This is a genomic window from Pseudomonas marginalis (assembly GCF_008692035.1).
Lineage (GTDB): Bacteria > Pseudomonadota > Gammaproteobacteria > Pseudomonadales > Pseudomonadaceae > Aquipseudomonas > Aquipseudomonas marginalis.
On record NZ_VTFG01000002.1, the window covers coordinates 827215 to 843976 of the forward strand.

Annotated in this window: 14 protein-coding genes; 1 reads left to right on the top strand and 13 read right to left on the bottom strand. The window is 61.0% G+C overall.

Annotation, left to right across the window (positions count from 1 at the left end; all coding sequences use genetic code 11):
• Window positions 1-34: 34 nt before the first annotated feature.
• The 5 genes from surE to FX984_RS23920 are packed head-to-tail and all read right to left on the bottom strand — an operon-like array spanning window position 35 to window position 4321.
• Window positions 35-784, bottom strand: a complete 750-nt coding sequence (surE, locus tag FX984_RS23900) for a 5'/3'-nucleotidase SurE (RefSeq protein ID WP_027604459.1) — start codon at window positions 782-784, stop codon at window positions 35-37.
• Window positions 772-1830: a tRNA pseudouridine(13) synthase TruD gene (gene truD, locus FX984_RS23905; RefSeq protein ID WP_146475822.1), complete on the bottom strand. Its 1059-nt coding sequence runs from the start codon at window positions 1828-1830 to the stop codon at window positions 772-774. The genes surE and truD overlap by 13 nt, the downstream gene beginning before the upstream one ends.
• Complete coding sequence (gene ispF, locus FX984_RS23910; protein ID WP_012722614.1) at window positions 1827-2300, bottom strand: 2-C-methyl-D-erythritol 2,4-cyclodiphosphate synthase; 474 nt, start codon at window positions 2298-2300, stop codon at window positions 1827-1829. Before ispF ends, truD begins: the two co-directional genes overlap by 4 nt.
• A gap of 54 nt (window positions 2301-2354) precedes the next feature.
• Window positions 2355-3200, bottom strand: coding sequence for an S-formylglutathione hydrolase (gene fghA, locus FX984_RS23915; RefSeq protein WP_146475823.1), 846 nt, complete (start codon window positions 3198-3200; stop codon window positions 2355-2357).
• 8 nt (window positions 3201-3208) lie between these two features.
• The gene (locus FX984_RS23920) at window positions 3209-4321 is read right to left on the bottom strand and encodes an S-(hydroxymethyl)glutathione dehydrogenase/class III alcohol dehydrogenase (RefSeq protein ID WP_017137160.1); all 1113 of its coding nucleotides are present in this window, start codon (window positions 4319-4321) and stop codon (window positions 3209-3211) included.
• A 108-nt stretch (window positions 4322-4429) separates the two neighbouring features.
• Between FX984_RS23920 and FX984_RS23925 the strand changes: the two genes are divergently transcribed.
• Window positions 4430-5326: a LysR substrate-binding domain-containing protein gene (locus FX984_RS23925; protein ID WP_027604462.1), complete on the top strand. Its 897-nt coding sequence runs from the start codon at window positions 4430-4432 to the stop codon at window positions 5324-5326.
• Here the strand turns inward: FX984_RS23925 and ispD are convergent, their stop codons facing one another.
• The 8 genes from ispD to dnaE form a co-directional block, all read right to left on the bottom strand.
• On the bottom strand, window positions 5327-6034 hold the full coding sequence (gene ispD, locus FX984_RS23930; protein ID WP_027604463.1) for a 2-C-methyl-D-erythritol 4-phosphate cytidylyltransferase: 708 nt from the start codon (window positions 6032-6034) through the stop codon (window positions 5327-5329).
• Window positions 6031-6309: a cell division protein FtsB gene (ftsB, locus tag FX984_RS23935; protein ID WP_003172294.1), complete on the bottom strand. Its 279-nt coding sequence runs from the start codon at window positions 6307-6309 to the stop codon at window positions 6031-6033. Before ftsB ends, ispD begins: the two co-directional genes overlap by 4 nt.
• A 170-nt stretch (window positions 6310-6479) precedes the next feature.
• Window positions 6480-7769, bottom strand: coding sequence for a phosphopyruvate hydratase (eno, locus tag FX984_RS23940; RefSeq protein ID WP_053137218.1), 1290 nt, complete (start codon window positions 7767-7769; stop codon window positions 6480-6482).
• A gap of 157 nt (window positions 7770-7926) precedes the next feature.
• On the bottom strand, window positions 7927-8772 hold the full coding sequence (gene kdsA, locus FX984_RS23945; protein WP_027604465.1) for a 3-deoxy-8-phosphooctulonate synthase: 846 nt from the start codon (window positions 8770-8772) through the stop codon (window positions 7927-7929).
• A gap of 5 nt (window positions 8773-8777) precedes the next feature.
• Entirely contained in the window at window positions 8778-10409 is a 1632-nt protein-coding gene (pyrG, locus tag FX984_RS23950) for a CTP synthase (RefSeq protein ID WP_053137224.1), read from the bottom strand.
• Between the two features lie 274 nt (window positions 10410-10683).
• Window positions 10684-11994 carry a tRNA lysidine(34) synthetase TilS gene (gene tilS / locus FX984_RS23955; protein WP_146475824.1) on the bottom strand — a complete coding sequence of 437 codons (1311 nt, stop codon included), beginning with the start codon at window positions 11992-11994 and terminating at the stop codon, window positions 10684-10686.
• Between the two features lie 161 nt (window positions 11995-12155).
• Window positions 12156-13103 carry an acetyl-CoA carboxylase carboxyltransferase subunit alpha gene (locus FX984_RS23960; RefSeq protein WP_016976871.1) on the bottom strand — a complete coding sequence of 316 codons (948 nt, stop codon included), beginning with the start codon at window positions 13101-13103 and terminating at the stop codon, window positions 12156-12158.
• A gap of 128 nt (window positions 13104-13231) precedes the next feature.
• Window positions 13232-16753 carry a DNA polymerase III subunit alpha gene (gene dnaE / locus FX984_RS23965; protein ID WP_108573953.1) on the bottom strand — a complete coding sequence of 1174 codons (3522 nt, stop codon included), beginning with the start codon at window positions 16751-16753 and terminating at the stop codon, window positions 13232-13234.
• Window positions 16754-16762 lie beyond the last annotated feature (9 nt).

Consider the following 16762-nt stretch of genomic DNA (forward strand, 5'->3'; position numbering starts at 1 on the left):
CCCCGGCGCAGCAGGTCGTCTTGTTCACGAGCCATCAGCGCAGCCCCTCCAGCCAGCCATCGAGACTACTGAAGGCATCACTGAAGGTGCGATCAAGTTGCAACGGGGTAATCGACACATAGCCTTGCATCACCGCGTGAAAGTCCGTGCCTGGGCCACCGTCTTCGGCATCGCCCGCTGCCGCGATCCAGTAGCCTTCCTTGCCACGCGGGTCGACGACCTTCAACGGCGCTGCCGCGCGGGCGCGATGGCCCAGGCGCGTAAGCTGGATACCGCGAATGTGGTCGAGGGGCAAATTGGGAATGTTGACGTTGAGCACCGTGCGCGGCGGCAGGTCCAGGGCGCCATGGGCCTCCACCAGCTTGCGCGCGAAATAGGCCGCGGTGGGCAAGTTGTCCAGTTGCCGCGATGCCAACGAAAACGCAAACGAGGTACGGCCGAGGAAGCGTCCTTCAAGCGCCGCCGCCACCGTGCCGGAATACAGCACGTCGTCGCCCAGGTTGGCGCCGAGGTTGATGCCCGACACCACCAGGTCCGGCTCCTGGTCCAACAAACTGTTGATCGCCAGGTGCACGCAGTCGGTGGGGGTGCCGTTCACACTGATAAAGCCATTGGCCAGAACCTGCGGGTGCAGCGGACGGTCGAGCGTCAGCGAACTGCTGGCGCCGCTCTTGTCCTGGTCGGGGGCAACCACCACGCACTCGGCGTAATCCTGCAGCGCAGCATAGAGCGCGGCAAGGCCGGGTGCGGTGGCACCGTCATCGTTTGATATCAGAATACGCATGGGCTGTCCGTCTGCCCCACCGGCACCAGATCAACAAGCTCGCGCACCAAGACAGTGGCGAAGCATCCGGCCGGCAGGACGAATTCCAATTGCAGAATGTCAGGCCCGGGATAATGCCACGTCAACCCGCCAATGGGCAGTCGCAGAATGCGACGTTCCTGGCTCATGCCGGCACTCACCAGCCAATCACGCAGGTCGGCTTCACCGGCGGCGACCGCCTGCTCCAACTCAAACGTGGCGCCTGTCGCCGGAGAATCACCCTCGCCCCACTGCGGGCCGGTAGGGTGCAGGTCCAGGATCGCCAGGCGCGGGTCGCTGCACTCAGCCTCCCCCGCCGGAAAAAAGCTGCGGCTGTCGGTAAATGCCAGCAGATCACCCACTTGCGCGCGCTGCCAGGAACCGTCGGCGACGCGCGCCGCCAGCACTTTGTTGAAGAGAAAACTGCGCGCGGTGGACAACAACCGCGAACGCACATTGCGCTGCTCCGGGAGGGCCTTGCGCGCCGCCCATTCCCGCGCGTCGACGACATTGCCACCGTTGTGGCCAAAACGCTGGGTGCCGAAATAGTTGGGGATGCCGTACTGGGCAATCAATTGCAACCGAGCGTCAATGGCGGCGGTATCACCGGCCAATTGGGTCAGGCGCAAGGTAAAGCCGTTGGCCGAGTGCGCGCCGCGCTGCAGCTTGCGCTTGTGGCGGGCGGTTTTCAGGATCCTGAGGGTGTCGTTTTCCGCAGCGCTCATGTCCGGATCGGCCTTGCCCGGCAGTTGAACGCTGAACCACTGGCGGGTCAACGCCTGGCGGTCCTTGAGCCCGGCATAGCTGACAGTGCGCAACGGCACGCCAGCCGCCTTGGCGATACGCCGCGCGGCTTCCTCAGTATTGAGCCCGCGCTTCTCAACCCACAACCACAGGTGCTCGCCTTCGCCGCTGAGCGGAATATCGAGCACTTCGTCGACCTGGAAATCTTCAGCCGTGGCCTTCAGGACCGCGCTGCCCAGGGCCTCGCCATAGGCACGCGGGCCTAGCAGTTGCAGGTCGTTCATGCGCGCAGCAACAAGGCGACGGAGTGCACCGCGATGCCCTCTTCACGACCGGTGAACCCGAGCTTTTCGGTGGTGGTGGCTTTCACGTTGACTTGATCCAATTCAATTTGCAGGTCTGCGGCAATCAGTGCGCGCATGGATTCGATATGCGGGGCCATTTTCGGCGCCTGGGCCACAATGGTGTTATCGACATTGCCGACCTTCCAGCCCTTGGCATGGATCAGGCCGACCACATGGCGCAGCAGGACACGGCTGTCCGCACCCTTGAAGGTAGGATCGGTATCCGGAAAGTGTTTGCCGATATCGCCCAGCGCCGCCGCGCCGAGCAAGGCATCGCTCAAGGCATGCAGGACAACGTCGCCGTCGGAATGAGCCAGCAACCCATGGTGGTGTGCAATGCGCACGCCGCCCAGGGTGATGAAATCGCCTTCAGCGAAACGGTGCACATCGTAGCCGTGGCCAATACGCATAAAAAAACGCCCCGATTTAATTCAGGGCGTGATTCTACCTACTTTTGCCTCATATTAACCGAGCAAAGCACGACCATGATGTCGCAAATGATCTTCGATGAAGCTGGCGATAAAGAAGTAGCTGTGGTCGTAGCCAGGCTGCAGGCGCAGTTCCAGCGGATGGCTGGCCGCCTTGGCCGCTTGCTGCAAGGCTTCGGGCTTGAGCTGCACGGCAAGGAAATCGTCGCGGTCGCCCTGGTCCACCAGCAACGGCAGCTTTTCCGAGGCTTCGCCGATCAGCACACAGGCATCCCATTCACGCCATTTGGCGCGCTCTTCACCCAGGTAACGGGAGAAAGCTTTCTGGCCCCACGGGCAATCCATCGGATTGTTAATCGGCGAAAACGCCGACACCGACAGGTAACACCCAGGGTTGCGCAGGGCACACACCAACGCACCGTGGCCGCCCATGGAGTGGCCGCTGATACCGCGTTTGTACGAAGCCGGGAAATGCGCTTCAACCAATGCCGGCAATTCCTGCACCACGTAGTCATGCATCCGATAGTGCTTGGCCCACGGTTCCTGCGTGGCATTCAGGTAAAACCCTGCGCCCAGGCCGAAATCCCAGGCGTTATCCGGGTCGCCCGGTACACCGGGCCCACGTGGGCTGGTGTCCGGCGCCACGATGATCAACCCCAGTTCCGCCGCCATGCGCTGGGCACCGGCTTTCTGCATGAAGTTCTCATCGGTGCAGGTCAGGCCGGACAGCCAGTACAGCACCGGCAGCTTGCCGCCCTGCTCCGCTTGCGGCGGCAGGTAGACGGCGAAAGTCATGTCGCAGCCGAGCACATCGGAGTGATGTTTGTAGCGTTTATGCCAGCCGCCGAAGCTCTTCTGGCACGACAGGTTTTCCAGACTCATGGCCGACCTCAGAAGTGGATGACGGTACGAATGCTCTTGCCTTCATGCATCAGGTCAAACGCTTTGTTGATGTCTTCCAGGCCCATGGTGTGGGTGATGAAAGTGTCCAGCGGAATCTCGCCGGTCTGGGCCATTTCCACGTAGCTTGGCAACTCGGTACGGCCGCGTACGCCACCGAACGCCGAGCCACGCCAGACGCGACCGGTCACCAACTGGAACGGGCGGGTGGAGATTTCCTGGCCGGCACCGGCAACGCCGATGATCACCGACTCGCCCCACCCCTTGTGGCAGCACTCGAGCGCGGCACGCATCAGTTGCACGTTGCCGATGCACTCGAAGGAAAAGTCCACGCCGCCGTCAGTCAAATCGACAATCACGTCCTGGATCGGGCGGTCATAATCTTTCGGATTGATGCAGTCGGTAGCGCCCAGTTGCTTGGCGATCTCGAACTTGGCCGGGTTGATGTCAATCGCGATGATACGGCCGGCCTTGGCCTTGACCGCACCGATCACGGCCGACAGGCCGATACCGCCAAGACCGAAGATCGCCACGGTGTCACCCGGCTTGACCTTGGCGGTGTTGATTACCGCACCGATGCCGGTGGTGACGCCACACCCGAGCAGGCAGACCTTCTCCAGCGGCGCTTCTTTGGGAATTTTGGCAACGGAAATTTCCGGCAGCACGGTGTACTCGGAGAACGTCGAGGTGCCCATGTAGTGGAAAATCGGCTGACCCTTGTAGGAAAAACGCGTGGTGCCATCCGGCATCAGGCCTTTGCCTTGGGTGGAACGAATGGCCTGGCACAGGTTGGTCTTACCCGAGAGGCAGAACTTGCACTTGCCGCATTCCGGGGTGTACAGCGGGATCACATGGTCGCCCACCGCCACCGAAGTCACGCCTTCGCCGATGGCTTCGACCACCGCACCGCCTTCATGGCCAAGGATGGAGGGGAAGATGCCTTCCGGGTCAGCGCCGGACAGGGTGTAGGCATCGGTATGGCAAACCCCGGAGGCGACCACACGCAACAGCACTTCGCCCGCCTTGGGCATGGCCACATCGACTTCCACGATCTCGAGGGGTTTCTTGGCTTCAAAGGCAACGGCAGCGCGGGACTTGATCATCCAGGTTTCTCCAGGGCGTTAAAAATGATGGAGAGAGTGTAAAACATGGCTCCATGATTAATAATCCAGGCAAAAGCAAAACTTTATTGCTGTACAGGGATAATCGCTATGCTGGAGAACCGCTGGGAAGGCATCGATGAATTCGTTGCCGTCGCCGAATGCAGCCAATTTACGGCGGCTGCCGAGCGGCTGGGTGTGTCTTCGTCCCACATCAGCCGCCAGGTGGCACGCCTGGAAGAGCGCCTGCAAACGCGGTTGCTGTATCGCAGTACCCGTAAGGTGACCCTGACCGAAGCAGGTCAGACATTCCTGCAACATTGCCAGCGCCTGCAGGACGGCCGCGAAGAAGCCCTGCGCGCCGTGGGCGACCTCACCAGCGAACCGAAAGGCATGTTGCGCATGACCTGCGCGGTGGCCTATGGCGAGCGTTTCATCGTGCCGCTGGTGACGCGGTTCATGGGCCTGTACCCGCAATTGCGGGTGGATATCGAATTGAGCAACCGCCAACTGGATCTGGTGCACGAAGGCCTCGACCTGGCGATTCGCCTGGGGCGCTTGCAGGATTCGCGCATGGTCGCCAGTCGCCTCGCACCTCGGCGGATGTACCTGTGCGCGTCGCCGTCCTACCTGGCGCGGTACGGACGGCCCCATAGCTTGTCGGAATTGAGTCGACATAACTGCCTGATCGGCAGCTCGGATATTTGGCAACTGGCCCAGGACGGGCGCGAATTTTCCCAACGGGTACAGGGAAACTGGCGCTGCAACAGTGGGCAAGCGGTGCTGGATGCGGCGCTGCAAGGGGTGGGGTTATGCCAACTGCCGGACTATTACGTGCTGGAGCATCTGCACAGCGGCGCGCTGGTGTCGTTGCTGGAGGCGCATCAGCCGCCGAATACGGCGGTGTGGGCGCTGTATCCGCAACAACGGCACTTGTCGCCGAAGGTCAGGAAGTTGGTGGATTTCTTGAAAGAGGGCTTGGCCGAGCGGCCGGAGTACAGCGGTTGATTAACGACGATTCGCCCAACGCAGTCGCAGCCACTCCAGGTCTTCCGGCCGGGTCACCTTGATATTGTCCGAGCGCCCTTCGATCAAGCGCGGCGCCTGCCCGGACCACTCCATCGCCGAGGCTTCATCGGTGATCACCGCATCGGCCACCAGGCTGTCAGCCAATGCGCGGTGCAAGGCCCCGAGGCGGAACATCTGCGGCGTATAGGCTTGCCAGATCAAGCTGCGGTCGACGGTTTCCACCACCCGCCCCTGCTTGTCGACACGCTTGAGGGTATCGCGAGCCGGCACCGCCAGCAGGCCGCCCACCGGATCGTCCGCCAATTCGACCAGCAGCTTGTCGAGGTCATCACGGCTCAAATTAGGCCGCGCCGCGTCATGCACCAACACCCAATCGTCATCGCCGGCGCCCAGGGCATTGAGTTGCAGCAGTGCATTGAGCACCGACCCCGAGCGCTCCGAACCACCGTCCGCACGTTGGATACGCGGGTCAGCGGCACACGCCAGGTCGGGCCAATACGGATCTTCAGCAGCAAGACTGACCACCAACCCCTTGAGGCTGGGATGGTCGAGAAAACAGCCAAGGCTGTGTTCGAGAATAGTGCGCCCGCCCAATTGCAAGTATTGCTTGGGACGGTCCGCGGCCATACGGGCACCGACGCCCGCGGCAGGTATCACGGCCCAGAAGGCCGGCAAACGGTAACTCATTGGGCCAACTGGTAGAGGGTCTCGCCCTCCTTGACCATGCCCAACTCATGACGGGCCCGTTCTTCAACGGTCTCGGTACCCTTTTTCAGCTCAAGCACTTCGGCATCGAGGACGCGGTTGCGCTCCAGCAGGCGTTCGTTCTCGGCGTGCTGGTCGGCAATTTGCTGGGTCAGGTCTTTTACCTGCGCAAAGCTGCCATTACCTACCCATAGGCGGTACTGCAGGCCAGCCAGCAACAAGAGCAAGACGAGGAACAACCAATTGGGACTGCGCATCGAATATCGGGTATCCAGTGGAAAAACACGCCATGCAAAACTTTTACAGCAACTGATAGCACGAAGCCTGGAAGAACCAGGCTTGTGCTTGATCGCCATCAGATTAGCGTCGAAACTCGCACCTTCGTGATCTTTCCGACGCAATCCACCGACTTTTTACCACTTACCGATCAGCCGCGAAACTCGCCGCGACCGTTGTACTTGGCTTTGCCGGCCAGTTGCTCTTCGATACGCAGCAATTGGTTGTACTTGGACACACGGTCGGAACGGCACAGGGAGCCGGTCTTGATCTGGCCCGCCGAAGTGCCCACGGCCAGGTCGGCGATGGTCGAGTCTTCGGTTTCGCCGGAGCGGTGCGAGATCACGGCGGTGTAGCCCGCAGCCTTGGCCATCTGGATGGCTTCCAGGGTTTCGGTCAGGGTGCCGATCTGGTTGAACTTGATCAGGATCGAGTTGGCGATCTTTTTGTCGATGCCTTCTTTCAGGATCTTGGTGTTGGTCACGAACAGGTCGTCACCCACCAGCTGGACTTTCTCGCCGATCTTGTCGGTGAGGATCTTCCAGCCATCCCAGTCGGACTCGTCCAGGCCGTCTTCGATCGAGATGATCGGATAGCGCTGGGTCAGGCCCTTCAGGTACTCGGCAAAACCTTCGGAGTTGAACACCTGGCCTTCGCCGGACAGGTTGTATTTGCCATCTTCGTAGAACTCGCTGGCGGCGCAGTCCAGGGCCAGGGTCACGTCGGTGCCCAGTGTGTAGCCGGCGTTGGCCACGGCTTCGGAGATCACTTTCAGTGCATCTTCGTTGGACGCCAGGTTCGGTGCGAAACCACCTTCGTCACCTACGGCAGTGCTCAGGCCACGAGCTTTCAGCACGGCTTTGAGGTGATGGAAAATCTCGGTGCCCATGCGCAGGCCTTCGGAGAAGGTCTTGGCGCCGACCGGCTGCACCATGAATTCCTGGATGTCGACGTTGTTATCGGCATGCTCGCCACCGTTGATGATGTTCATCATCGGAACCGGCATCGAGTAGACACCCGGGGTACCGTTCAGGTTGGCGATGTGGGCGTACAGCGGCAGGTCCTGGTCCTGGGCGGCCGCCTTGGCAGCAGCCAGGGACACGGCGAGGATGGCGTTGGCGCCGAGGCTGCCTTTGTTTTCAGTGCCGTCGAGCTTGATCATCGCGTGGTCCAGGGCTTTCTGGTCCAGCGGGTCCTTGCCCAGCAGCAGGTCACGGATCGGGCCGTTGATGTTGGCTACAGCCTTGAGGACACCCTTGCCCAGGTAACGGCTCTTGTCGCCATCACGCAGTTCCAGCGCTTCGCGCGAACCTGTGGAAGCACCGGACGGCGCGCAGGCGCTGCCGATGATGCCGTTATCGAGAAGCACGTCGGCTTCGACGGTGGGGTTGCCACGGGAGTCGAGAACTTCACGACCTTTGATGTCGACGATTTTTGCCATTGTTGTAAACACTCCAAAGTTGACGAAAACGACGCAGCTGAAGGAAATCTTTTGACCGACCGCAAGGGTGGAACAACGGGGCAGGCTTGCAGGCGACAAGGCTCAGGCCCGTAGGCCTGAGCGTAAAGCGTGGGAAAGTCTACCGGAGAATCAACGCTTACGCGGTCTCTACCGTCGGAAAACTCTTGACCAGTTCGTCCAACTGCTTGAGCTGGGCCAGGAATGGCTCCAGCTTGTCCAGGCGCAGGGCGCATGGGCCGTCGCATTTGGCGTTGTCCGGGTCCGGGTGGGCTTCGAGGAACAGGCCCGCCAGGGACTGGCTGATGCCGGCCTTGGCCAGGTCCAGTACCTGGGCACGGCGCCCACCGGCGGAATCGGCGCGACCACCGGGCATTTGCAGCGCGTGGGTCACGTCGAAGAACACCGGGTATTCGAACTGCTTCATGATGCCGAAACCGAGCATGTCCACCACGAGGTTGTTGTAGCCGAAGCTCGAACCGCGCTCGCAGAGGATCAACTGGTCGTTACCCGCTTCCACGCATTTGTTCAGGATGTGTTTCATCTCCTGGGGCGCGAGGAACTGGGCTTTCTTGATATTGATCACCGCGCCGGTCCTGGCCATCGCGACCACGAGGTCGGTCTGGCGCGACAGGAAGGCCGGCAGCTGGATGATGTCGCACACCTCGGCGACCACGGCAGCCTGTTCAGGCTCGTGGACGTCGGTGATGATCGGCACGCCGAAGGCTTGCTTGATGTCCTGGAAGATCCGCATGCCTTCTTCAAGGCCCGGGCCGCGATAGGAGGTCACGGACGAACGGTTGGCCTTGTCGAAGCTGGCCTTGAACACGTAGGGGATACCCAGTTTCTCGGTAACCTTGACGTACTCTTCACAGACCTGCATCGCCATGTCACGGCTTTCCAGCACGTTCATGCCGCCGAACAGCACCATGGGCTTGTCGTTGGCAATCTCGATGTCGCCTACGCGAATGATCTTCTGGGCCATCAGGTTTACGCCTTCTTCTGGTGTTGCGTCAGTGCAGCCTTGACGAAACCGCTGAACAACGGGTGACCGTCGCGTGGAGTCGAGGTGAACTCGGGGTGGAACTGGCAAGCGACGAACCATGGATGATCCGGGGCCTCGACCACTTCCACCAGCGCGCCATCACCGGAGCGACCGGAGATTTTCAGGCCAGCCTCTTTGATCTGCGGCAGCAGGTTGTTGTTCACTTCGTAGCGGTGACGGTGACGCTCGACGATCACGTCCTTGCCGTAGCAATCGTGAACCAGGGAACCCGGCTCCAGCAGGCAGTCTTGCGCGCCAAGGCGCATGGTGCCGCCCAGGTCGGAGCTTTCGGTACGGGTTTCGACGGCACCGGTGGCGTCTTCCCACTCGGTGATCAGGCCCACGACCGGGTGGCCGCTCTTGCTGTCGAACTCGGTGGAGTTGGCGTCTTTCCAGCCCATCACGTTACGGGCGAACTCGATAACAGCCACTTGCATGCCCAGGCAGATGCCCAGGTACGGCACCTTGTTCTCGCGAGCGTACTGCACGGCAGTGATCTTGCCTTCCACGCCACGCAGGCCGAAACCGCCTGGAACGAGGATCGCATCGACACCTTCGAGCAGCGCGGTGCCCTGGTTCTCGATGTCTTCGGAATCGATGTAGCGCAGGTTGACCTTGGTACGGTTGCTGATGCCCGCGTGGCTCATCGCTTCGATCAGCGACTTGTACGCATCCAGCAGTTCCATGTACTTGCCGACCATGGCGATGGTGACTTCGTGCTCAGGGTTGAGCTTGGCGTCAACCACGGCTTCCCACTCGGACAGGTCCGCGCCGTTGCACTGCAGGCCGAAACGCTCGACCACAAAATCATCCAGGCCTTGCGAATGCAGGATGCCCGGGATCTTGTAGATGGTGTCGGCGTCTTCCAGGGCAATCACCGCACGTTCTTCAACGTTGGTGAACTGCGCGATCTTGCGACGCGAGGAAATGTCGATCGGGTGGTCGGAGCGGCATACCAGTACGTCCGGCTGCAGGCCGATGGAACGCAATTCCTTGACCGAGTGCTGGGTAGGCTTGGTTTTGGTTTCGCCGGCGGTGGCGATGTACGGCACCAACGTGAGGTGCATCAGCATCGCGCGCTTGGCGCCGACTTCGAAACGCAGCTGGCGGATGGCTTCGAGGAACGGCTGGGATTCGATGTCACCCACGGTGCCACCGATCTCGACCATCGCCACGTCGGCATCGCCTGCACCCTTGATGATGCGGCGCTTGATCTCGTCGGTGATGTGCGGGATCACCTGGATGGTTGCACCCAGGTAGTCACCACGGCGCTCTTTGCGCAGCACGTGCTCGTAGACACGGCCGGTGGTGAAGTTGTTGTTCTGGGTCATGGTCGTGCGGATGAACCGCTCGTAGTGGCCCAGATCCAGGTCGGTCTCGGCGCCGTCGTGTGTGACGAACACTTCACCGTGCTGGAACGGGCTCATGGTGCCCGGGTCGACGTTGATGTACGGGTCCAGCTTGAGCATGGTGACTTTAAGCCCCCGCGCCTCCAGGATGGCCGCCAATGAAGCGGAGGCAATGCCTTTCCCCAATGAAGAAACAACACCGCCCGTGACGAATATGTAGCGCGTCATGAAAAACCCTAGAAGTCTGCGTTAAAGCGGTCCGAGCCGCCGGGGAAAGCGAAGAGAGGCCGAAGCCCCCGATCACCTGCATTAATCACAGTGCACCTTTCAAAAAAACCGCCGCGTTGTGACAGACCAGCAGTGAAACTGCCGGTACGTTGATCGCTACACATTTTTTGGAATCGCCCAGCAAAGACTGCTTGGTAATCGGCAACTGCTGCGATTCAGGCGAATCCACAGAAGTTGTATCAAGAAGGGAGCGTAGTCTACCGGAAAGGCGCTATCAGCTCAAACCTTGATCGCAGGTCTCTGGCATCCAATGTAATTGCCAAGCTTCACTCGGTGCGGCCCAGAGTCCTGTGAGGAGGGGCACGCCGAGCAATTGCTCGCCCCGATACAGCAGCGGCAATCTGCCACGGATGAAGCCCGGCACCCCCTGTTCATTAAGCAGGCGCTTCAAGTCACGCCGGCCTCGGCCAGGTAATTCAAGCATTTCGCCGCCCTGGCGATAACGCACCTCCAGCGGGCCTTCGGGCACCTTGCCGCTCATTTCCAGCAGGCCATTTCCGGGTAACTCTAGTGGCTTTTGCGGATCAGGCCAGCTCACCGATGCGTGGGAAAACTCCGACCAGCCGCGAGGCAACCACCAGATGCGTGCGCCGCAACGGTGCAACTCCCCATCAGCCAGACGCCATAAGGGCTGCGCGTCGCCCTTGGCGTCGCGCAGGGCATACCAGCCGGCCCAATGGTCGCTGTCGGGTAAACGGGTCAGCGGCGCCAGCCAATGGCGCAGGACATTGCGCTGGCGGGCATCGGAAAGTTCGCGCAGTGGACCAAGGTCCAATGATGGCAACACCAGCCAAGGAAACCGCGAAGGTTGATCGGCGGCTTGCAGGTCCATGCAGGCCAGTTCACCCAGCAGCGCCTGGGCTTCACCGAGGTGGTCGGCAGTCCGGGCCAGACTGGAGACAGCTTGGGGCCAACGCGCCGTCAGCGTCGGGATCACGCGGTGACGCAGGTAATTACGGGAGAAACGTGGATCGGTGTTGGAAGGATCTTCAATCCACGTGAGTTGATACTCATCGGCGTAGGCTTCCAACTCGGCGCGCGAGACCTCCAGCAACGGCCGCACCAGGAAACCACCTGCCAACGGGCGATGCGCAGGCATTGCGGCGAGCCCTCGCACCCCGGCACCGCGCAGCAGGCGGAATAGCAGGGTTTCGGCTTGATCATCGCGATGCTGGCCGGTGAGTAACACTTCCCCTGCCCCGATCACCTCGGTAAACGCCCGGTAACGTGCATCACGCGCTGCACGCTCAAGACTGGCGCCGGGCTGCACGTGCACGCGCATGACCCGCAAGGGGACGCCCAGGCTGTCGCACACCGACTGGCAATGGCTCGGCCAGGTGTCGGCGGCGGCTTGCAGGCCATGATGGACATGGACAGCGCTTAGAGGCGGAAGGGCTTCGGCGTTGGCCAGGAGATGCAGCAGGACAGTGGAATCAAGACCACCGGAGAAGGCGATATGCCAAGCCGGGGCGTTGCGCCAGGGGGCCAGGGCGTGCAGGAGTTTGGCGGATAAAGTCGGTTTCATCACAGGTTACCGCCGCAAATCTGGAATACCCAAGCCAAGCATACACAAAGCAAATGTGGGAGGGTGCTTGCCCCCGATAGCGGAGCATCAGCCAGTGAATACAGTGACTGACACTCAGCAATCGGGGGCAAGCCCCCTCCCACATTAGTACCGCTGCGGCCTTAGAGGCCGTAGCTCATCAGGCGCTCGTAACGACGGGCCAGCAGCGCTTCGTTATCCAGCTTCTTGAGCATCGCCAGTTGCGAACCCAACTCGGCACGGATAGTCGCGGCGGCGGCGGCCGGGTCGCGGTGGGCGCCGCCCAATGGCTCGGCGATCACTTTGTCGACGATACCCAGGCCCTTGAGGCGATCGGCAGTGATCCCCATGGCTTCGGCAGCGTCCGGCGCCTTTTCTGCGGTTTTCCACAGGATCGAGGCGCAACCTTCCGGCGAGATCACCGCGTAGGTCGAATATTGCAGCATGTTCAGCTGATCGCAGACGCCAATGGCCAGTGCACCGCCGGAGCCACCTTCACCAATCACGGTGGCGATGATCGGGGTTTTCAGGCGGGCCATCACTCGCAGGTTCCAGGCAATCGCTTCGCTCTGGTTGCGCTCTTCGGCGTCGATACCCGGGTATGCACCCGGCGTGTCGATGAAGGTCAGGATCGGCATCTTGAAGCGCTCGGCCATTTCCATCAGGCGGCAGGCCTTGCGGTAGCCTTCCGGACGCGGCATGCCGAAGTTGCGACGCACTTTCTCGCGCACTTCACGGCCTTTCTGGTGACCGATGACCATGACCGGCTGGTCGTCCAGGCGAGCGATACCGCCCACGATGGCCGCGTCGTCGGAGAAATGGCGGTCGCCGTGCAGCTCGTCGAACTCGGTGAAGATGTGCTGAATGTAGTCCAGGGTATACGGACGGCGCGGGTGGCGGGCCAGACGCGCGATCTGCCAGCTGGTCAGCTTGCCGAAGATGTCTTCGGTGAGCGTGCTGCTCTTGTCTTGCAGGCGAGCGATCTCATCGCCGATATTCAGCGAATTGTCATTGCCGACCAGGCGCAGTTCTTCGATCTTGGCTTGCAGGTCAGCGATCGGCTGTTCGAAATCAAGAAAATTCGGGTTCATAAGCGTCCGTCTTGGGTCGACGGCCAAGGGTTGCCTGGCCAGCCGGTTGTCTATTCGCGCCCTACCTTAAGGGAGAGGCGCGTTTAGGTCGAGATTAAATGTTCAGCCGAGGTCAGGCGTCCTGACCGTCAACGGTATTGGAGGAAGACGTTGTCACGACCGAACTGGTCACGCAAAGCTTGAATCAAGCCGTCAGCGGGATCAATTCGCCAGGTCTCGCCAAACTGCAACATGGCCTTGGCGTCGTTGCCGGTGTACTCCATGGTCACCGGGCAGGCACCACGATGGCGCTTGAGCAGGTCACCCAACCAGCGTAGCTGATCGCCCTTGAGGGCTTCGGTCTTCACCTTCAGGCGCAGGCTTTCGGCCAGGTTGGTGCGCGCGTCCTCCATGCTCATCACCCGCTTGATCCGCAGGCGCAAGCCGCCGGAGAAGTCATCGTTGCTGACCTCCCCTTCCACCACCACCATGGCGTCGGTCTGCAGCAGCGACTGCGCGGAATGAAAGGCGTCGGCAAACAGCGACGCCTCGATCCGGCCCGAGCGGTCGTCGAGGGTGATAAAGCCCATCTTGTCGCCCTTTTTGTTTTTCATCACCCGCAGGGCGATGATCATGCCGGCGACGGTCTGGGTATCCCGCGCCGGTTTCAGGTCGATGATGCGTTGACGGGCGAAACGACGGATCTCGCCTTCATATTCGTCAATCGGGTGACCGGTGAGGTACAGGCCCAAGGTGTCTTTCTCACCCTTGAGGCGCTCCTTGAGGGTCAGCTCCTTGGCCTTGCGGTGGTTGGCATACACGTCCGCATCTTCTTCGACGAACAACCCGCCAAACAGGTCGGCGTGGCCGCTGTCGTGGGTGCGGGCGGTCTGTTCGGCGGCCTTGATCGCTTCTTCCATGGCGGTGAGCAGCACTGCACGGTTGCGATCGATATTCGCCTGGTACGCCTTCGGCTCATCGTGGAAATACGGCCCGAGACGGTCGAGCGCGCCGCTGCGGATCAGGCCATCGAGGGTACGTTTGTTGATGCGCTTGAGGTCAACCCGTGCGCAGAAGTCGAACAGATCCTTGAACGGCCCGTCCTGGCGCGCTTCGGTGATGGCTTCCACCGGGCCTTCGCCCACGCCCTTGATCGCGCCCAGGCCATAGATGATGCGACCTTCGTCGTTCACCGTGAACTTGAACTCCGAGGCGTTCACGTCCGGCGCGTCGAGGCGCAGCTTCATGGTGCGCACTTCCTCGATCAAGGTCACGACCTTGTCGGTGTTGTGCATATCCGCCGAGAGTACCGCAGCCATGAACGGCGCCGGGTAGTGGGCTTTCAGCCAGGCGGTCTGGTACGACACCAGGCCGTAGGCGGCGGAGTGGGATTTGTTGAAGCCGTAACCGGCGAATTTTTCCACCAGGTCGAAAATGTTACCGGCCAGGTCGGCATCGATATTGTTGGTGGCGCACCCTTCAATGAAACCGCCGCGTTGCTTGGCCATTTCCTCGGGCTTTTTCTTACCCATCGCACGCCGCAGCATGTCCGCGCCACCGAGGGTGTAGCCGGCCATCACCTGGGCGATCTGCATCACCTGTTCCTGGTACAGGATGATGCCGTAGGTCGGCGCCAATACCGGCTTGAGGCCTTCGTACTGGTAGTCGGAGTGCGGGTACGCCAGCTCGGCACGACCGTGCTTACGGTTGATGAAGTCATCCACCATGCCCGATTGCAGCGGGCCCGGACGGAACAGGGCCACCAGTGCGATCAAGTCTTCCAGGCAGTCGGGCTTGAGCTTTTTGATCAGCTCTTTCATGCCGCGGGACTCAAGCTGGAACACCGCCGTGGTTTCGGCTTTTTGCAGCAAGGTGTAGGTCGGCTTGTCGTCCAGCGGGATGAAGGCGATATCCAGCGGTTCTTCGTTGACCTTGGCGCGGTCGCGGTTGATGGTCTTGAGTGCCCAGTCGATGATCGTCAGGGTGCGCAGGCCGAGGAAGTCGAACTTCACCAGGCCGGCCGCCTCCACGTCATCCTTGTCGAACTGGGTAACCAGGCCGCCGCCCTCTTCATCGCAATAGATAGGCGAAAAGTCAGTCAGCTTGGTCGGCGCAATGACCACACCACCGGCGTGCTTACCGACGTTACGCACCACGCCCTCGAGCTTGCGCGCCATCTCCCAGATTTCGGCGGCCTCTTCATCGACCTTGATGAAGTCGCGCAGGATCTCTTCCTGCTCGTAGGCTTTTTCCAGGGTCATGCCGACTTCGAACGGGATCATCTTCGACAGGCGGTCCGCCAGGCCGTAGGACTTACCCTGCACCCGCGCTACGTCACGGATAACCGCCTTGGCCGCCATGGAACCGAAGGTGATGATCTGGCTCACGGCGTTGCGGCCGTATTTCTCGGCCACGTATTCGATCACACGATCGCGACCGTCCATGCAGAAGTCGACGTCGAAGTCGGGCATGGACACCCGTTCCGGGTTCAGGAACCGTTCGAACAGCAGGTCATATTCCAGCGGATCAAGGTCGGTGATCTTCTGTACATAGGCGACCAGCGAGCCGGCACCCGACCCCCGGCCCGGGCCTACCGGCACGCCGTTGCTCTTGGCCCACTGGATAAAGTCCATCACGATCAGGAAGTAACCGGGGAACCCCATCTGGATGATGATATCCAGCTCGAAATTCAGCCGATCGACATAGACCTGGCGCTTGGCCTCGTAATCTTCGGTGGTGTCCCTGGGCAGCAGGACGGAGAGCCGCTCCTCCAGACCATCAAACGACACCTTGCGGAAATACTCGTCGATGGTCATGCCATCGGGAATCGGGAAGTTGGGCAAAAAGTGCTTGCCCAGCTTCACTTCGATATTGCAGCGCTTGGCGATCTCGACGGAGTTTTCCAGGGCCTCGGGCAGGTCGCTGAACAGCTCGGCCATCTCCTCCGCGCTCTTGAGGTACTGCTCTTCGCTGTAGTTCTTGGAACGACGCGGGTCATCCAGGGCCCGGCCTTCACCGATGCACACGCGGGTTTCGTGGGCCTCGAAATCTTCCTTCTTGATAAAGCGCACATCGTTGGTCGCCACCAAGGGCGCGCCCAGCTTGTCGGCCAGGGCTACGGCGGCGTGCAGATGCTCTTCATCGTTGGGACGGTTGGTGCGCTGGACTTCCAGGTAGAAACGGTCGGGGAAGACCTGCATCCACTCCCTTGCCAGCACTTCGGCTTCATGGGGATTGCCGCCCAGCAGTGCGATACCGATCTCGCCCTCCTTGGCGGCCGACAGCATGATCAGGCCTTCGCTGGCCTCGGCGACCCATTCGCGCTCGATGATGATCGAACCGTTGCGCTGGCCGTCGATAAAGCCACGGGAAATCAATTCGGTGAGGTTGCGATAACCCACGCCATTCATCGCCAGCAGGCTGATGCGGCTCAGGGGGTTATCCGGGTCTTTGTTGGACAGCCACAGGTCGGCGCCGCAGATCGGCTTGATGCCGGCGCCCATGGCGTTCTTGTAGAACTTGACCAGGGAGCACATGTTGTTCTGATCGGTAACCGCGACCGCAGGCATGTTCATGCCCACCAGGGTCTTGACCAGCGGTTTGATCCGTACAAGGCCGTCGACCAGGGAGTATTCAGTGTGCAGGCGCAGGTGAACGAATGAAGCCGGCATAGTGATCCT

Coding starts and splice junctions, on each gene's coding strand:
- surE (WP_027604459.1), bottom strand. CDS start 784: ATGCGTATTCTGATATCAAACGATGACGGTGCCACCGCACCCGGCCTT.
- truD (WP_146475822.1), bottom strand. CDS start 1,830: ATGAACGACCTGCAACTGCTAGGCCCGCGTGCCTATGGCGAGGCCCTG.
- ispF (WP_012722614.1), bottom strand. CDS start 2,300: ATGCGTATTGGCCACGGCTACGATGTGCACCGTTTCGCTGAAGGCGAT.
- fghA (WP_146475823.1), bottom strand. CDS start 3,200: ATGAGTCTGGAAAACCTGTCGTGCCAGAAGAGCTTCGGCGGCTGGCAT.
- FX984_RS23920 (WP_017137160.1), bottom strand. CDS start 4,321: ATGATCAAGTCCCGCGCTGCCGTTGCCTTTGAAGCCAAGAAACCCCTC.
- FX984_RS23925 (WP_027604462.1), top strand. CDS start 4,430: ATGCTGGAGAACCGCTGGGAAGGCATCGATGAATTCGTTGCCGTCGCC.
- ispD (WP_027604463.1), bottom strand. CDS start 6,034: ATGAGTTACCGTTTGCCGGCCTTCTGGGCCGTGATACCTGCCGCGGGC.
- ftsB (WP_003172294.1), bottom strand. CDS start 6,309: ATGCGCAGTCCCAATTGGTTGTTCCTCGTCTTGCTCTTGTTGCTGGCT.
- eno (WP_053137218.1), bottom strand. CDS start 7,769: ATGGCAAAAATCGTCGACATCAAAGGTCGTGAAGTTCTCGACTCCCGT.
- kdsA (WP_027604465.1), bottom strand. CDS start 8,772: ATGGCCCAGAAGATCATTCGCGTAGGCGACATCGAGATTGCCAACGAC.
- pyrG (WP_053137224.1), bottom strand. CDS start 10,409: ATGACGCGCTACATATTCGTCACGGGCGGTGTTGTTTCTTCATTGGGG.
- tilS (WP_146475824.1), bottom strand. CDS start 11,994: ATGAAACCGACTTTATCCGCCAAACTCCTGCACGCCCTGGCCCCCTGG.
- FX984_RS23960 (WP_016976871.1), bottom strand. CDS start 13,103: ATGAACCCGAATTTTCTTGATTTCGAACAGCCGATCGCTGACCTGCAA.
- dnaE (WP_108573953.1), bottom strand. CDS start 16,753: ATGCCGGCTTCATTCGTTCACCTGCGCCTGCACACTGAATACTCCCTG.